The sequence below is a fragment of the Agromyces sp. NPDC060279 genome, assembly GCF_042726785.1.
Taxonomy (GTDB): Bacteria; Actinomycetota; Actinomycetes; order Actinomycetales; family Microbacteriaceae; genus Agromyces.
Genome location: NZ_JBHXBK010000011.1, coordinates 1 through 12,708, shown reverse-complemented (window position 1 = coordinate 12,708; position 12,708 = coordinate 1). Strand labels below are relative to the sequence as shown.

Sequence of the window (12,708 nt, the reverse complement as noted above, 5' to 3'; positions counted from 1 at the left end):
CCGAGCTCGTCGTCCCCGGCGAGGGCACCTGGACCGTCGACCCCGACACCGGAGCGATCACCTTCACCCCCGAACCCGGATTCGAAGGCAACCCCACCCCGATCGACTACACCGTGGCCGACCGCAACGGGAACCCCACCGGCGCGACCGTCACCGTCACCTACCTGCCCGAGGCAACGGACGATGAGTCATTGAACAACCCGCGCGGCACCACGGTTACGGTCCCCACCCTGGACAACGACCGCGGCGACCTCGACCCGACCACGGTACGGATCACCGACCCCGAAACGGGCGACCCCGTCACCGAGCTCGTCGTCCCCGGCGAGGGCACCTGGACCGTCGACCCCGACACCGGAGCGATCACCTTCACCCCCGAACCCGGATTCGAAGGCAACCCCACGCCGATCGGCTACACCGTACAAGACCGCGCGGGAAACACGACCGGCGCAACGATCACCATCACCTATCTCGACGACGCGCCGACGCCCCCGGCCGAACCAGGCGGGCAACCGCCCAAGGCACAGCCCACCCCGCCCGGACTCGCGTCCACGGGTGTCCAGATCGCCGGCGCCATTGCCGCCGGCATCCTCCTCCTCGGCGCCGGAGCAGCACTCCTCATCCGCCGCCGACGCCGCACCACCGAGTAACCGGCACCGGACGCACTCAGGCCGGGGAGCAGCACAGCTGCACCCCGGCCTGAGTCGTTCCAGCCGGATCAGAACATCGTGTTCTCGTTCGCCGACGTCGCCGGAACGTCCTGGATCACGTCCCAGTGCTCGACGATCATGCCGTCTTCCACTCGGAAGATGTCGACGACGGCCGAGCCGAGATCGTCGGCGCCGTTCGTGGAGTGCACGTGCAGATAGACGAGGTCGCCGTCGGCCGCGCTGCGCACGATCTCCGCCCGAGAGTCCGGGTTTTCGGCGAAGAAGCCGGTGAAGAATGAGACGAATGGCCCTTTGCCATCCGGCACCTCCGGGTTGTGCTGTCGGTAGTCGTCCGCGACGACCTTGGCGGCCGCCTCGGTGTCGTGGTCGTTGAAGAAGGTGTTGTAGAAGTCGAGGACGAGCGCGCGGTTGGACTCCTGCAGCTCGAGATCGCGGCCGTCGGCTGCCGACGACGTGTCACTCGACGCGGAGGGACGCTGATCCGTCGCACCGCTGGCGCGCTCCGCGCCGTTCGTGCAGGCAGCCAGCGTGAGGGCTGCGGGAATCGCGATGAGCACGGCGATGAGCCGAGCCTTGGCAGTATTCTTCATGCTTGTCACGTTAGGAAGCGTGAACCCTGCCGAGCAATGCTGCTGGAGGCAAAGTCATGGTCGATTTCGAACCGACGCGGATCCTCTCCGTCGGCTATCGTCCCGGTGATCCCGCGCTTGCTGCGCGCGTCGAACTGATTCCGTTGTCCGTGCTTCGTGCGACCGACGGACACAAGCCCTCGTTCCGCCGCCCGCAGCGTCCCGGCTTCGACCTCCTCTTCCGGATCGTCTCAGGTGAGCTCACGCAGGAGGTCGACTTCGCGGCCCACCGTGTCGGCCCTGGCGAAGTGCTCCACGTGCACGCCGGCCAGGTCCAGCGATGGGGGGACCTGAGCGCGGTCGAGGGGCAGCTCGTGCTCTTCCTCCCCGAACTCCTCACACCCGCGGCGCTCGATGTGCTCCGGAGCCGGATCACGGCACCGCGTTCGTACTGGGCTCGGAACAGCGTTCCCGCCGAGACGCTAGCGCTCCTGGACCTGCTGGCGGCGCTGCAGAACTCCCGCACTGATGCCGCCGCTCTCACGAGCGAGCGCGTCCTCGAGGCAGCGCTCCTCTCACTGGAAGACGCCCCCGAACCGCCAGAGCCCCGAACCGCCCCGAGCCCTGCCGTCTCCCGCTCGGGCGCCGGCCGCTCGCACCTCTACGCCGCGTTCCTGCGGCTGCTCGAATCGCCAGCCCTTTTCCAGCGATCGGTGCACGAGTTCGCCCACCACCTCGGGTGCACCCCGAAGACCCTGACGCTCGCTGTGCATGAGCACGGCGGCCGGACTGCGAAGCAGGCGATCGACGCACGCCTCGTACTGGAGGCGAAGCGGCTACTGGCGTACCAGGCCGACGCCTCGGTCGCGCGGATCGCGTCGGAGCTCGGGTTCGACGATCCCGCAAACTTCTCGAAGTTCTTCCGGCGGAACGTCGGCGCATCCCCGGGCGGCTGGAGACGGACCATGATCGCCGCCGAGGCAGCGCGGGACCGGAGCTGACCCGCCTGGCGCCAGCCACAAGATCAGAAAGCTCGTGAATTGCCTGGTCTAGGTGTGATGTCCAGGGAGGTTGTTGAGGCTGCTGATAGGTGGGGCTCCGATCGCGGAGTGGCTCCTGTGGTGATTGTAGAAGTGCAGCCGGCTGGGAAGTGCGGCGCGGTGTCGGCTTCTGATCGATACAAGTGTGCGTAGGCCCATTCGTCGGCGAGAGTGCGGTGGAATCGCTCGATCGTGCCGCTGGTCTGCGGCCGGTAGGAACGGCTTGGTTTGTGCTGGACGCCGAGTTCGGCGCACGCGTCACGCCAGGCGTAGGAACCATCGGCCGAGCCGGGCGGCCACAGCGGCATCCGCGCCAACCATCAACGCGGTGATCGATTCGGTTCCGAACAGCTCCCCGCAACATCGGACCTGCACCGGCGCGGGCCTGGTGTTCTGGTTCCGGCGCCGGCGGAAGCGCCTCGGCTCACTCGTTCCCAGTGCCCCGGGCCCACCGCCCGCGCGGAATGGTGCGGCCGAGGTCGTCGTCGGGGCGAGCTGTCGACCAACGCCCGCCCGAAGCGTCACCAACGCACGATTCTTCGATTTCTCGCGGCATCGATGCGCGAGAACGCGCGTACCCTGGGGACGTGACCGCGTTCGTCTCCGCCCTCGATCTCTTCTCGATCGGCATCGGGCCTTCGAGCTCCCACACCGTCGGGCCGATGCGGGCCGCGACGGCGTTCGTCGACCGCCTCGACGAGGCCGGCCTCACCGAACGGGTCGCCCGCGTCAGCTGCTCGCTGTACGGCTCGCTCGGCGCCACCGGCCTCGGTCACGGCACGCCCGACGCCGTCGTCGCGGGCCTCGCCGGCCTGCGCCCGCACGACTGCGACCCAGACGCGGTGCGCGGCGCCTGGCAGCGGCTCGACCCCGAGGGCACGGAGCTCCGCCTCGGCGGCCGTCACCCGATCCGGCTGCGCCCGAGCGACATCACCCTCGAGCCCCGCACCCGGCTGCCCGGGCACCCGAACGCCCTCACCCTGCAGGCGTGGGACGCCGACGGCGCCCTGCCCATCGCCGAGGAGACCTACTACTCGGTCGGCGGCGGCTTCATCCGCCGCGACGGCGACCCGGCCACCGAGGCCGAGGCGCTGCGGCATCCGCTGCCCTACTCGACCGCGGCTGAGCTGCTCGAGCTCTGCGACGAGCACGGCGTCTCCCTCTGCGACGTCGCCCGGCACAACGAGATCGCGGTGCACGGCGAGGCCGGCATCGACGAGGGGCTCGATGCGATCTGGGCGGCGATGGCCGAGTGCGTCTCGCACGGGCTCGCGACCGAGGGCGAGCTGCCCGGCGGGCTGCGGGTCAAGCGGCGCGCCTCCCAGGTGCGCCGTCAGCTCGAGGCCTACGACCGCGAGGAGCTCGAGGCCGCCGCGCACCGCGACACCTCGACGGAGTGGCTGCACGCCTTCGCCCTCGCCGTGAACGAGGAGAACGCCTCGGGCGGGCGCGTCGTCACGGCGCCCACGAACGGTGCGGCCGGCATCCTGCCCGCCGTCGGCCACTACTACCTGCGCTTCGTCCCCGGCGCCGACCAGGCCGGTATCCGCCGCTTCCTACTCACCGCTTCGGCGATCGCGAGCCTCGTCAAGAAGAACGCGTCGATCTCTGGCGCCGAGGGCGGCTGCCAGGCCGAGGTCGGCTCGGCGTGCGCGATGGCGGCTGGCGCGCTCTGCGCGGTGCTCGGCGGTACCCCGCGGCAGATCGAGAACGCCGCCGAGATCGCCATGGAGCACCACCTCGGGCTGACCTGCGACCCGGTCGCCGGCCTCGTGCAGGTGCCCTGCATCGAGCGCAACGCGATCGCCGCGTCGACCGCGGTCTCGGCCGCACGGCTCGCGCTGCACGGCGACGGCACGCACCTCGTCTCGCTCGACACCGTCATCGAGACGATGCGGCAGACGGGCCTCGACATGATGACGAAGTACAAGGAGACGAGCGAGGGCGGCCTCGCGGTGAACGTCATCGAGTGCTGAGCCGCCGGAGCGGCAGGTTCGGATGCTCCGGAGGTCGGGCGGACGTCCCTCGGTGTCCCGGCCGGGGGACGCCCGCTCGTCGGGCCGTCAGCAGGCGCAGGCGATCGCGCCCGGCGCGGCCGGGTCGCCGTCGAGCACGCGCCCGGCGGTGACGTTGGTGAGCGGATCGGCGGGCCGCACGCGCCGACCCTCGTCCGTCTCGAAGGCGAAGCCCTCGCGCACCCAGTACTCGAATCCGCCGAGCATCTCCTTGACCGGGTGGCCGAGCCGCGCGAACTCGAGCGCGGCGCGCTGCGCCCCGTTGCAGCCGGGACCCCAGCAGTAGACGACGACGGGGATGCCGGCGGGCAGCGTCGCCGCCGACTCGGCGGCGATCCGGCGGGTGGGCAGGTGCACGGCGCCCGGCACCCGGCCCTGCTGCCAGGATGCCTCGCTGCGGGTGTCCACGAGGGCGAAGGCGCCCGGCTCCTCGCGGAGCGCGACGGCGACGTCGGAGACGTCGGTCTCGAACGCGAGCCGCGTGGCGAAGTGGCGCTCGGCCTCGGCCGACGGGGCGACGTGCGCGAAGAGGGCGGAGCTCGTGGCGGTTTCGGTCATGCCCCGAGCCTGGCAGGATGCCGGCTCGGCGACCCCGTCAGATCCCGCCGACGTGCCGCGAAATCCCGCCAGATGCGGCGCGGCTCAACCGGCGAAGAAGGCGGTGACCGCCGCCCCGAGCGCGACGAGGTCGTCGACGTGGGCCAGCTCGCGCGCTGAGTGCATCGACAGCAGCGGCACGCCGACGTCGACGGTGCGGATGCCGAGCCGGGTCGCCGAGATCGGCCCGATCGTCGAGCCGCACGGCACGGTGTTGTTCGAGACGAACGGCTGCGTCGGCACCCCGGCGCGCTCGCAGGCGGCGGCCCACATGGCGGAGCCGAGCGCGTCGCTCGCGTACCGCTGGTTGGCGTTGAGCTTCAGCAGCGGGCCGCCGCCGAGCACCGGCCGGTTCACCGGGTCGTGCCGCTCGGGGTGGTTCGGGTGCACACCGTGCCCGGCGTCGGAGGACAGCAGCCAGGAGGCGGCCGCGGCGCGGCGACGGTCCTCGGCGGTCGCGGCGAGGCCGTCGCCGATGCGCGCGAGCACGTCCTCCAGGAACGGGCCGGCCGCGCCCGAGCGCGACTCCGAGCCGAGCTCCTCGTGGTCGAAGGCCGCGAGGACGCTCAGGTGGCCGGCGTCCGACGGCGCCGCCAGCAGCGCCACGAGGCCCGCGTAGACGGAGCTGAGATTGTCCATGCGGCCGGAGGCGAAGAACACGCCGTCGCGGCCGAAGCGCTGCGGCGGCGCGGTGTCGGCCAGCAGCACGTCGTAGCCCACGACGTCGGCCGCCGCCACGCCCGCGTCGGCGGCGAGCTCGGCGAGCACGTCGCCCTCCTCGCCCGCGCCCCAGACGGGCTGCACGTGGCGCTGCTTGTCGAGGGAGAGCGCCTTGTTCTGCTCGCGGTCGAGGTGGATCGCGAGCTGCGGGATGCGCAGCATCGGCCCGGTGCGGGCGAGGTGCACGGCGCCGTCGCGCGTGACCAGGCGGCCGGCGAGCTCGAGCTCGCGGTCGAGCCAGGAGTTCAGCAGCGGCCCGCCGTAGATCTCGACCCCCGCCTGCAGCAGGCCCGCCGCGGCCGTCGACGGGCTCGGCTTGAGCTTGAACGACGGCGAGTCGGTGTGCGCCCCGAGGATGCGCACCGGCGCGGTCGGCGTGGCAGCGGGCGGCTCGACCCAGGCGATCACGGCGCCGTCGCGGACGACGACCCGCCGGCCCGGACCGCTCGGCCAGGCGTCCGCCTCGTCGAGCCGCTCGAAGCCGGCCGCCTCGAGCCGCCGGGCCACCTCGTCTGCGGCGTGGTACGAGGAGGGCGAGGCCTGCACGAAGGCGGCGAAGTCGTCGAGATAGGCGGTGGCGTCGATCGCGGGCATGCCTTCGACCCTACGCGAAGCGGATGACGGCCTGCAGCCGCGAGCGGACCTCCATCACGTCCGTGCCGCCGAGGCTCGGCGACCCGGGGATCCCCTCGCGGATCGCGCTCACGAGGCGGGACCGGCGCACGAGCGCCGTCGCCGCGCCGCGGATCGAGCCGCCGAGCTCGAGCGGCTCGGCCGCGTGCTCGTCGGGCACGACGACGAGGAGCGCCGTCGGCTTGACCTTCGCGGGCCGGGTGACGGCCTTCGCGCGGGCGGCGAGCGCCCGGAACGGCCGCTCGCCGTCGAGCCCCTCGCCGATGAGCTCGTTGCGGCGGAACCGCACCTCGCCGCCCCAGTCCTCCGATTGGACGGCGAACAGCCCCGTGGGTCCGAGTACGAGGTGGTCGAGCTTCGGCGGCAGCCCCGGCCCCGCGGCATCCGTCGCGATGTCGTGCCAGATCGTGTAGGCGATGCCGAGCGTCGCGAGCGAGCGCGCGGTCGCCTCCTCGGCGAGCGCGTCCGCGAGCACGTGCCGGATGTCGAGGGGAGCGGCCCGCACGAGCGCGGGGTCGTAGGGGTCGGCGAGCTCCTGGCCGCGGCCGACCCATTCCCGGATGAGGGCGAGGTAGCGTTCGCGGTCGTATCCGCCGGGGTGCCCGTGGGAGCGCGCCTGCGGGCGGGAATCGCGCCGCGGACGGGGTGCCGCCGGCGCCCAGCTCTCGCGGCTGGGCGCGCTCGTGCCGGCGCCGCGATCGAAGCGTGCGCGCGCCTCCGGGGTGCCGACGAGGGTCCAGGCCACCTGCACCGCGTGGAAGCGGGCGGCGTCGCCCCCGGTGTCCGGATGCGACTCGCGGAGGGCGCGGCGGTAGGCGACGCGCAGGGCGGCGTCGTCGGCGTCGACCGGGACGCCGAGCAGCTCGTACGGCGACGCGGACAGTGGACTCTCGGGCATGGGCTCGCTTTCGTGTGCGAGGTCGAGGATACCGCCGTCGGGCTGGACGGCGGCGGTGGGCGGTGTCGGCGGTGGGCGGAGCGCCGGGTCAGGCCTGAGCACTGGGTCAGGCCGGAGCGCTGGGTCAGGCCGGAGCGCCGCCTGGTCGGGCTGGGCCGGCCGGTCGCAGCAGCCCGCCCGCGACGAGCTCGCGGAGCGTCGGCGCGAGCTCGGCCCAGAGCTCCGCGCCGTCGGCTTCGAGCAGCTGCGCGATCGCGTCGGAGAGCACGCCCGCGGGCAGCTCGCCGTCGGCCGCGCCGACGAAGGCGGCGAGCGCGGTGCCGGCGTCGACGACGCGGCCGAAGCCGCCGCCCTGCCGCAGCAGGATGACGGTCGGCTGCTCCGCGCCCGGCCAATGGTGGCGTTCCTCGGTGACGTCGGCCGCGACCTCCAGGCGGATGCCGCGCAGCGCCTCGTCGTCGAGCGGCGCCAGCGCGTCCATCGCGGCGAGCGCGCGCTCGAGGTGCGCGCCGAGGCCGCCGGACTCCGCGCCGAGCGGCCCGTGCAGGCGTTCGGCGCGGGCGAGCCGGGCCGGAGCGCCGCCGGCGGGACGGCGCAGCAGCACGTAGCCGAAACCGACGGACTCGACCCCGCGCTCCGCGAAGTCCTCGAGCCAGGCGGTGTGCAGCCGCTCGAACTCCGCGCTGCCCGGGCGGGTGCCGCCGTCGCGGATCCAGGTCTCCGCGTACTCGCTCGGGTCCTGACGCTCGCGCTCGACGATCCAGTACTCGAGCCCGGTGCCGTCGAGCCAGGCGGCGACGCGTTCGAGCCCGTCGGCGATGCCCTCGCCGGTCTCGGGGTCGGCGGTGACGCGGTACTCCCAGTTCGCGAGGAGCTGGGCGATCCCGCCGGGCTCCAGGTGCGCGGCGGCGCCGCGGATCACGGCCTCGACCAGCTCGTCCCCGGCGAGCCCGCCATCGCGGTACTCGTAGCTCGGCACGCCCGGGCGGCGCGGGGTGATGACGAAGGGCGGGTTCGACACGATGCGGTCGAAGCGCTCGCCTGCGACCGGCTCGTAGAGGCTGCCGAGACGGAACTCGATCCCGGGGACCTCGTTCAGCGCGGCGGCGAAGCGGGCGAAGGCGAGCGCCCGCACGGACACGTCGGTCGCGACGACCCGCTCGCTGAACCGGGCCGCGTGCAGGGCCTGGATGCCGCTGCCCGTGCCGAGGTCGAGCGCCGTGCGGGCCGGCCGCTGCAGCAGCAGCCCGCTGAGCGTCGTCGTCGCCCCGCCGATGCCGAGCACGTGGTCCTCGGCGAGCGCGGGACCGGTGCCGGGGCCCGGCCCGGACGCGTCACCCACGAGGGCGAGCTCGCCGAGATCGGAGGCGAGCCACCACTCCCCCTCGCCTGCGTCGTCGGCGAAGGCGTAGGGGCGCAGGTCGACGAGAGCCCGCACGGCGCCGGCGGCGGTGCGGCCGACGAGGCCCAGCCGCTCGGCGCCGTCGCTGCTGAGCGTCGGGAGAGCGTGGTCGAGGGCGGAGGGCTCCGTGGCCGCACCGAGCACGAAGAGCCGCACGAGCGCGGCGAGCGCCCGGACGCGATCAGCCTCGCCGTCCGCCTCGCCGTCCGCGGCCGCGTCGAGCCGGGCCAGCACGTGGTCGAGCGCGAGCAGGGCGGGTGCCCGGTGGCCGCGCTGCAGCGAGCGGCCCGGGTGGCTGCGCCCGTCGACCGCGGTGCGCTCCCAGAGCTCCTCGATCCGGGCGACCCGGAAACCCGCCGCGTCGAGGTCCGTCCGGAGCGCGGCGAGGAGCGCGAAGGTCTCGGCGTCCGGCGTCTGGGCGTCCGGCGTCTGGGCGTCAGGCATCTGGGCGTCCGGCATCTGGGCGTCCGGCATCTGGCCGAACCGTCGCACGAAGTCCGCCGCCCCGCCGCCGCCGACCCGCGCCGCGAGCTCGGGGTCGTTCGCTTCCGCCATCCTGGCCTCCTGGTCCCGCGCGGTCGCGCGGGATCCATTCAAGCAGGCGCAGCCGGCGTCTTCGTGTGCCGAGCCCAGCACCGCACCGTCACACCGTCGAAACCTCGCGGCCACCTCCTGCGTCCTTCTGTAACCGCGCCGTCACACGGGCGGCGTACCCTTGCTACATCGACACCGCGAGGGGAGGGTCGCCATGACCGAGCCGACACCGCTCGATCGCCTGCGTCAGGACGCGCGCGACGAACTCGCCGCGCTCATCGAGCTGCGCTGCCGGCTGGGCGAGGACCCCTGGGTGTTCCTGCCCGAGCTGCCGTCGGTCGACGAGCAGGTCGTGGCCACCCTTCGCGAGGACCGGCTGCACGACGGCGGCTGGGCCGCGCAGCGCGCTCGCGCGTACCACCCGACCGCCCGGCCGGGCGACGTCGAGCGCTTCGAGTTCGAGCTGCTCCGCGGCATCGCCCTCGAGCATCCCGAGCTGAGCCAGGCCGCCTGGTCGATGCTCGACCGGGTGCCGAGCGCCTGGTAGCGCTCCCTCGGCTCAGGCCGCGGCGAGCTTCGCCCGGCGCTGCACGGCCATCCACGTGAAGAAGCCGACGATCGTGAACGCGCCGTAGAACAGGTACAGCAGCGCCGAGGCGTAGTAGCCGGCGCTCACGAGCAGCGGCACGCCGACGGCGTCGACCGCGACCCAGATCAGCCAGAACTCGGTCCAGCCGCGTGCCATCCCCCAGGTCGCGAGCAGGGAGCCGACGAAGATCCAGGCGTCGGCCCAGACGGGCTCGAAGGAGCCCAGGGCGCGGAAGATCGGCGTCAGCACCAGGGTGCCGCCGAGGAGGCCGACCATGAGCAGGAGGCGGACGCGCCATCCGGCCCAGCGCGGTTCGACCGCGGCGATCGCGGACTTCCGATGCTGCGACCAGCGCACCCAGCCGTAGATCGACACGGCGATGAACATGACCTGCCGGCCGGCCTGGCCGAGCAGGTTCACCGGGTTGGGGGTGTGGAACACCGCGCCGAGGAAGACGGTGAAGAGCAGCGCGTTGCCGATGATGCCGACGGGCCACGCCCACACCTTGCGCCGCATGCCGCCGAGCGCGCTCGCGAGCCCGAAGAGGTTGCCGACGATCTCGCGCCAGAGGATCACCTGGTCGCCGATGACCAGCTGGGCGTCGAACAGCCACTCGATGGGATTCATGCGCGCGGTGCGGTGCTCACGAGGCGGTCCGCCGCGAGCGGAGCCGGGCGACGAGCGCGACGATCGCGCGCCAGCCGAGGAGGAAGAGTGCGAGCGTGCCGGCGGCCACGAGGACGAAGGGCAGCTGCGTGCCCTGCCCGCTCGCGGCGCGCAGCAGCATGCCCCCGACGAGCGTGACCGCCCAGATGACGACGCCGCTCGGCCAGAGCGCGAGCGGTCGCCGCCACGCGAGTGAGACGAGCCAGCCCACGACGAGCGCCGCGAGGAACGGCCACGCCGTCTGCCAGAGCCCGGCGAGATCGAGTCCCTCCGCGTGGCTGCGCCGGCCGATGACGACGAAGAGCGCGACGAGCAGCACGTCGGCGACGGCGGCGGCCCAGACGGCCGACTGGCGAATCATCCCTCAATCGTAGGGCTCACGAGCGCGGCGAGCGCGCCGGGCTCGTGCACGGGCAGCGCGCAGACGAAGTGCTCGCAGCGGTACGCCGTGGCGCGCCCGTCGAGCGCCTCGCGCGCTGCGAAGAGCTCGAAGCCGGCCGCGGCGAACTGCCGCGCCTGCCCGGGCGTCACCACCGCGCGGATCGCGGCGGGCTGCCGCCTGGCCTCCTCGATGAGCGCCGCGGATGCCGCGTCACCGGAGGCCTCGGTCTCGGGCGCCACGACGACGAGCTGGACTTCGGCCGCGCGCAGGCGGGCCATCACGGCGAGCGCCCCGCCGAAGGCGATCGGCCGGCCGGGGGCGATGCCCGCGACCGAGGCCATCGCCCGTTCCGCCGCTTTGCGGTAGTGCTCGCCGGCACCGAGCTGCGCGAGCAGCAGCGCCGCGTCGGCGCAGCTCGTCAGTCCGGACGGGGCCGCGCCCTCCGCGGGGTCGTCGGGCAGGGCGAGGCCGAGCGCGTCGAGGGTGGGATCCGGCGCCGGCGGCGCGAACGGGATGCCTCGTGCCGCCTCGCTGCCGGTCTCGGCGTCGTGCAGCGCCCGGTCGATGAGCTCGCGCGCGCGGCTCGCCCAGCCGACCTCGCCCGAGGCGAGTGCGAGCCGCAGCAGCCCGCCGGCGAGCATGCCGACGTCCTCGAGCGTCGCCGGCGCCTCGGAGACCACGCCGTCGAGCGAGGCTCGACGCAGCACCCCGTCGACGAGCTGCCGCTCGAGCACGACGCCCGCGGCCGTGCGCGCGGCGGCGAGGGCGGCGGCCGCGGCCGACTCCTCGAGGCCGCGCTCGGCGAACGCCGAGAGCGCCCCGATCGCGAGCCCGTTCCAGCCGCTCAGGAGCTTCTCGTCGAGCGCCGGCGGGGCGGCGGCGGCGCGCGCCTCGGCGTCGAGCCGGTAGTAGCCGCCCTCGTTCCGCCGCCCGTCGAGCACGCTCTCCGAGTCCTGCGCGCTCGCGAAGCCGCCGACGGACAGCGCCATCGTGGTCGTCAGGAAGCGCGCCAGGTCGTCCGCGAGCGGCGCCGCCCAGCCGAGCGCGTCGGGCCGGCGGGTCGCGGCGACGGCGAGGCCGAGCAACTGCGCGTTGTCGGGCAGCATCCGCTCGTAGTGCGGATCGCTCCAGTCCCGCTTCGTCGCGTAGCGGAAGAACCCGCCGTCGACCGGGTCGAACAGCGGCGACGCCGCCATCAGCTGCAGCGTCCGGTCGGCGAGCTCCTGCGACTCGCCGGGCAGTTCGCCGAGGAAGCCGAGCACCGTCGGCACCGGGAACTTCGGCGCCGGGCCGAATCCGCCGAACTCCCGGTCCTCGTCCGCGGCGAGCGAGCGGGCCGCCGCGCGCAGCTCGGCAGCCGACGGCAGCGCGCCGCCGGTCGTCGCCGAGGCGGCGCCCGCGAGCGCCTTGGCCACCTCGTCTCCCATTGCGAGGAGCTCGCCACGTCGGCTGCGCCAGGCCTCCGCGACGGCGGCGAGCACCTCGCTGAATGCAGGCGTCCCCCCGACCGCCTTCGGCGGGAAGTAGGTGCCCGCGTAGAAGGTGCGGCCCTCGGGCGTCGTGAAGACGGTCAGCGGCCAGCCGAGCTCGCGCGTGAAGGCGGATGCCGCGGCGAGATAGCTGCCGTCGACGCCCGGGTGCTCCTCGCGATCGACCTTGACGGCGACGAAGTCGCGATTCAGCTGGGCGGCAATGACCGGATCGGAGAAGCTCTGCCTGGCCATGACGTGACACCAGTGACACGTGGCGTACCCGATCGAGACGAGCACCGGCACGTCGCGCTCACGGGCCGCGGCGAAAGCCTCCGGCCCCCACGGGTACCAGTCCACCGGGTTCTCGGCATGTGCGCGGAGATAGGGGCTCACGGCGCCCTGCAGTCGGTTCGCCATGCAGCCAGCTTAAATGCCGAAAGGCCACCCCGGGGTTCGGGGTGGCCTTTCGTGAATGGGTGTCCGGCGGTGTCCTACTCTCCCACAGGGTCCCCCCTGCAGTACC

The 12,708-nt window shown here is 73.6% G+C and carries 12 protein-coding genes and 1 pseudogene; 4 read left to right on the top strand and 9 right to left on the bottom strand.

Going from position 1 to position 12,708, the window contains the following annotated elements:
- Window positions 1-647, top strand: a 647-nt coding sequence (locus ACFWE1_RS17495; protein WP_376934763.1) for an Ig-like domain-containing protein, incomplete at its 5' end; no start/stop codon positions are given.
- Window positions 648-715: 68 nt separating this feature from the next.
- Here the strand turns inward: ACFWE1_RS17495 and ACFWE1_RS17490 are convergent.
- Complete coding sequence (locus tag ACFWE1_RS17490; protein WP_376934762.1) at window positions 716-1,225, bottom strand: nuclear transport factor 2 family protein; 510 nt, start codon at window positions 1,223-1,225, stop codon at window positions 716-718.
- 386 nt (window positions 1,226-1,611) lie between these two features.
- On the opposite strand from ACFWE1_RS17490, the gene ACFWE1_RS17485 reads away from it, so the two are divergent.
- On the top strand, window positions 1,612-2,238 hold the full coding sequence (locus ACFWE1_RS17485) for a helix-turn-helix domain-containing protein (protein ID WP_376934761.1): 627 nt from the start codon (window positions 1,612-1,614) through the stop codon (window positions 2,236-2,238).
- Between the two features lie 48 nt (window positions 2,239-2,286).
- On the opposite strand, the pseudogene ACFWE1_RS17480 reads toward ACFWE1_RS17485, so the two are convergent.
- Window positions 2,287-2,567 (bottom strand): annotated as a pseudogene (locus tag ACFWE1_RS17480) (integrase core domain-containing protein); the annotation flags it as partial.
- A gap of 297 nt (window positions 2,568-2,864) precedes the next feature.
- On the opposite strand from ACFWE1_RS17480, the gene ACFWE1_RS17475 reads away from it, so the two are divergent.
- On the top strand, window positions 2,865-4,253 hold the full coding sequence (locus ACFWE1_RS17475) for an L-serine ammonia-lyase (RefSeq protein WP_376934760.1): 1,389 nt from the start codon (window positions 2,865-2,867) through the stop codon (window positions 4,251-4,253).
- 87 nt (window positions 4,254-4,340) lie between these two features.
- Here the strand turns inward: ACFWE1_RS17475 and ACFWE1_RS17470 are convergent, their stop codons facing one another.
- From ACFWE1_RS17470 to ACFWE1_RS17455, 4 genes are all read right to left on the bottom strand, one after another.
- Complete coding sequence (locus ACFWE1_RS17470) at window positions 4,341-4,850, bottom strand: rhodanese-like domain-containing protein (RefSeq protein ID WP_376934759.1); 510 nt, start codon at window positions 4,848-4,850, stop codon at window positions 4,341-4,343.
- A gap of 84 nt (window positions 4,851-4,934) precedes the next feature.
- Window positions 4,935-6,203, bottom strand: a complete 1,269-nt coding sequence (locus ACFWE1_RS17465) for a M18 family aminopeptidase (protein WP_376934758.1) — start codon at window positions 6,201-6,203, stop codon at window positions 4,935-4,937.
- Between the two features lie 10 nt (window positions 6,204-6,213).
- Window positions 6,214-7,140: a DnaJ domain-containing protein gene (locus ACFWE1_RS17460; protein ID WP_376934757.1), complete on the bottom strand. Its 927-nt coding sequence runs from the start codon at window positions 7,138-7,140 to the stop codon at window positions 6,214-6,216.
- Window positions 7,141-7,264: 124 nt separating this feature from the next.
- Window positions 7,265-9,097, bottom strand: a complete 1,833-nt coding sequence (locus tag ACFWE1_RS17455) for a methyltransferase (protein ID WP_376934756.1) — start codon at window positions 9,095-9,097, stop codon at window positions 7,265-7,267.
- A gap of 193 nt (window positions 9,098-9,290) precedes the next feature.
- On the opposite strand from ACFWE1_RS17455, the gene ACFWE1_RS17450 reads away from it, so the two are divergent.
- Window positions 9,291-9,623: a hypothetical protein gene (locus tag ACFWE1_RS17450; RefSeq protein ID WP_376934755.1), complete on the top strand. Its 333-nt coding sequence runs from the start codon at window positions 9,291-9,293 to the stop codon at window positions 9,621-9,623.
- A gap of 12 nt (window positions 9,624-9,635) precedes the next feature.
- On the opposite strand, the gene pnuC is transcribed toward ACFWE1_RS17450, so the two are convergent.
- Genes pnuC through ACFWE1_RS17435 form a run of 3 tightly spaced genes read right to left on the bottom strand, consistent with a single transcriptional unit; the run spans window position 9,636 to window position 12,602 of the window.
- On the bottom strand, window positions 9,636-10,292 hold the full coding sequence (pnuC, locus tag ACFWE1_RS17445; RefSeq protein WP_376934754.1) for a nicotinamide riboside transporter PnuC: 657 nt from the start codon (window positions 10,290-10,292) through the stop codon (window positions 9,636-9,638).
- A gap of 16 nt (window positions 10,293-10,308) precedes the next feature.
- Window positions 10,309-10,692: a DUF3054 domain-containing protein gene (locus tag ACFWE1_RS17440; RefSeq protein ID WP_376934753.1), complete on the bottom strand. Its 384-nt coding sequence runs from the start codon at window positions 10,690-10,692 to the stop codon at window positions 10,309-10,311.
- Window positions 10,689-12,602: a thioredoxin domain-containing protein gene (locus ACFWE1_RS17435; RefSeq protein WP_376934752.1), complete on the bottom strand. Its 1,914-nt coding sequence runs from the start codon at window positions 12,600-12,602 to the stop codon at window positions 10,689-10,691. Before ACFWE1_RS17435 ends, ACFWE1_RS17440 begins: the two co-directional genes overlap by 4 nt.
- Window positions 12,603-12,708 lie beyond the last annotated feature (106 nt).

Coding starts and splice junctions, on each gene's coding strand:
- ACFWE1_RS17465 (WP_376934758.1), bottom strand. CDS start 6,203: ATGCCCGCGATCGACGCCACCGCCTATCTCGACGACTTCGCCGCCTTC.
- ACFWE1_RS17435 (WP_376934752.1), bottom strand. CDS start 12,602: ATGGCGAACCGACTGCAGGGCGCCGTGAGCCCCTATCTCCGCGCACAT.
- ACFWE1_RS17460 (WP_376934757.1), bottom strand. CDS start 7,140: ATGCCCGAGAGTCCACTGTCCGCGTCGCCGTACGAGCTGCTCGGCGTC.
- pnuC (WP_376934754.1), bottom strand. CDS start 10,292: ATGAATCCCATCGAGTGGCTGTTCGACGCCCAGCTGGTCATCGGCGAC.
- ACFWE1_RS17440 (WP_376934753.1), bottom strand. CDS start 10,692: ATGATTCGCCAGTCGGCCGTCTGGGCCGCCGCCGTCGCCGACGTGCTG.
- ACFWE1_RS17450 (WP_376934755.1), top strand. CDS start 9,291: ATGACCGAGCCGACACCGCTCGATCGCCTGCGTCAGGACGCGCGCGAC.
- ACFWE1_RS17470 (WP_376934759.1), bottom strand. CDS start 4,850: ATGACCGAAACCGCCACGAGCTCCGCCCTCTTCGCGCACGTCGCCCCG.
- ACFWE1_RS17455 (WP_376934756.1), bottom strand. CDS start 9,097: ATGGCGGAAGCGAACGACCCCGAGCTCGCGGCGCGGGTCGGCGGCGGC.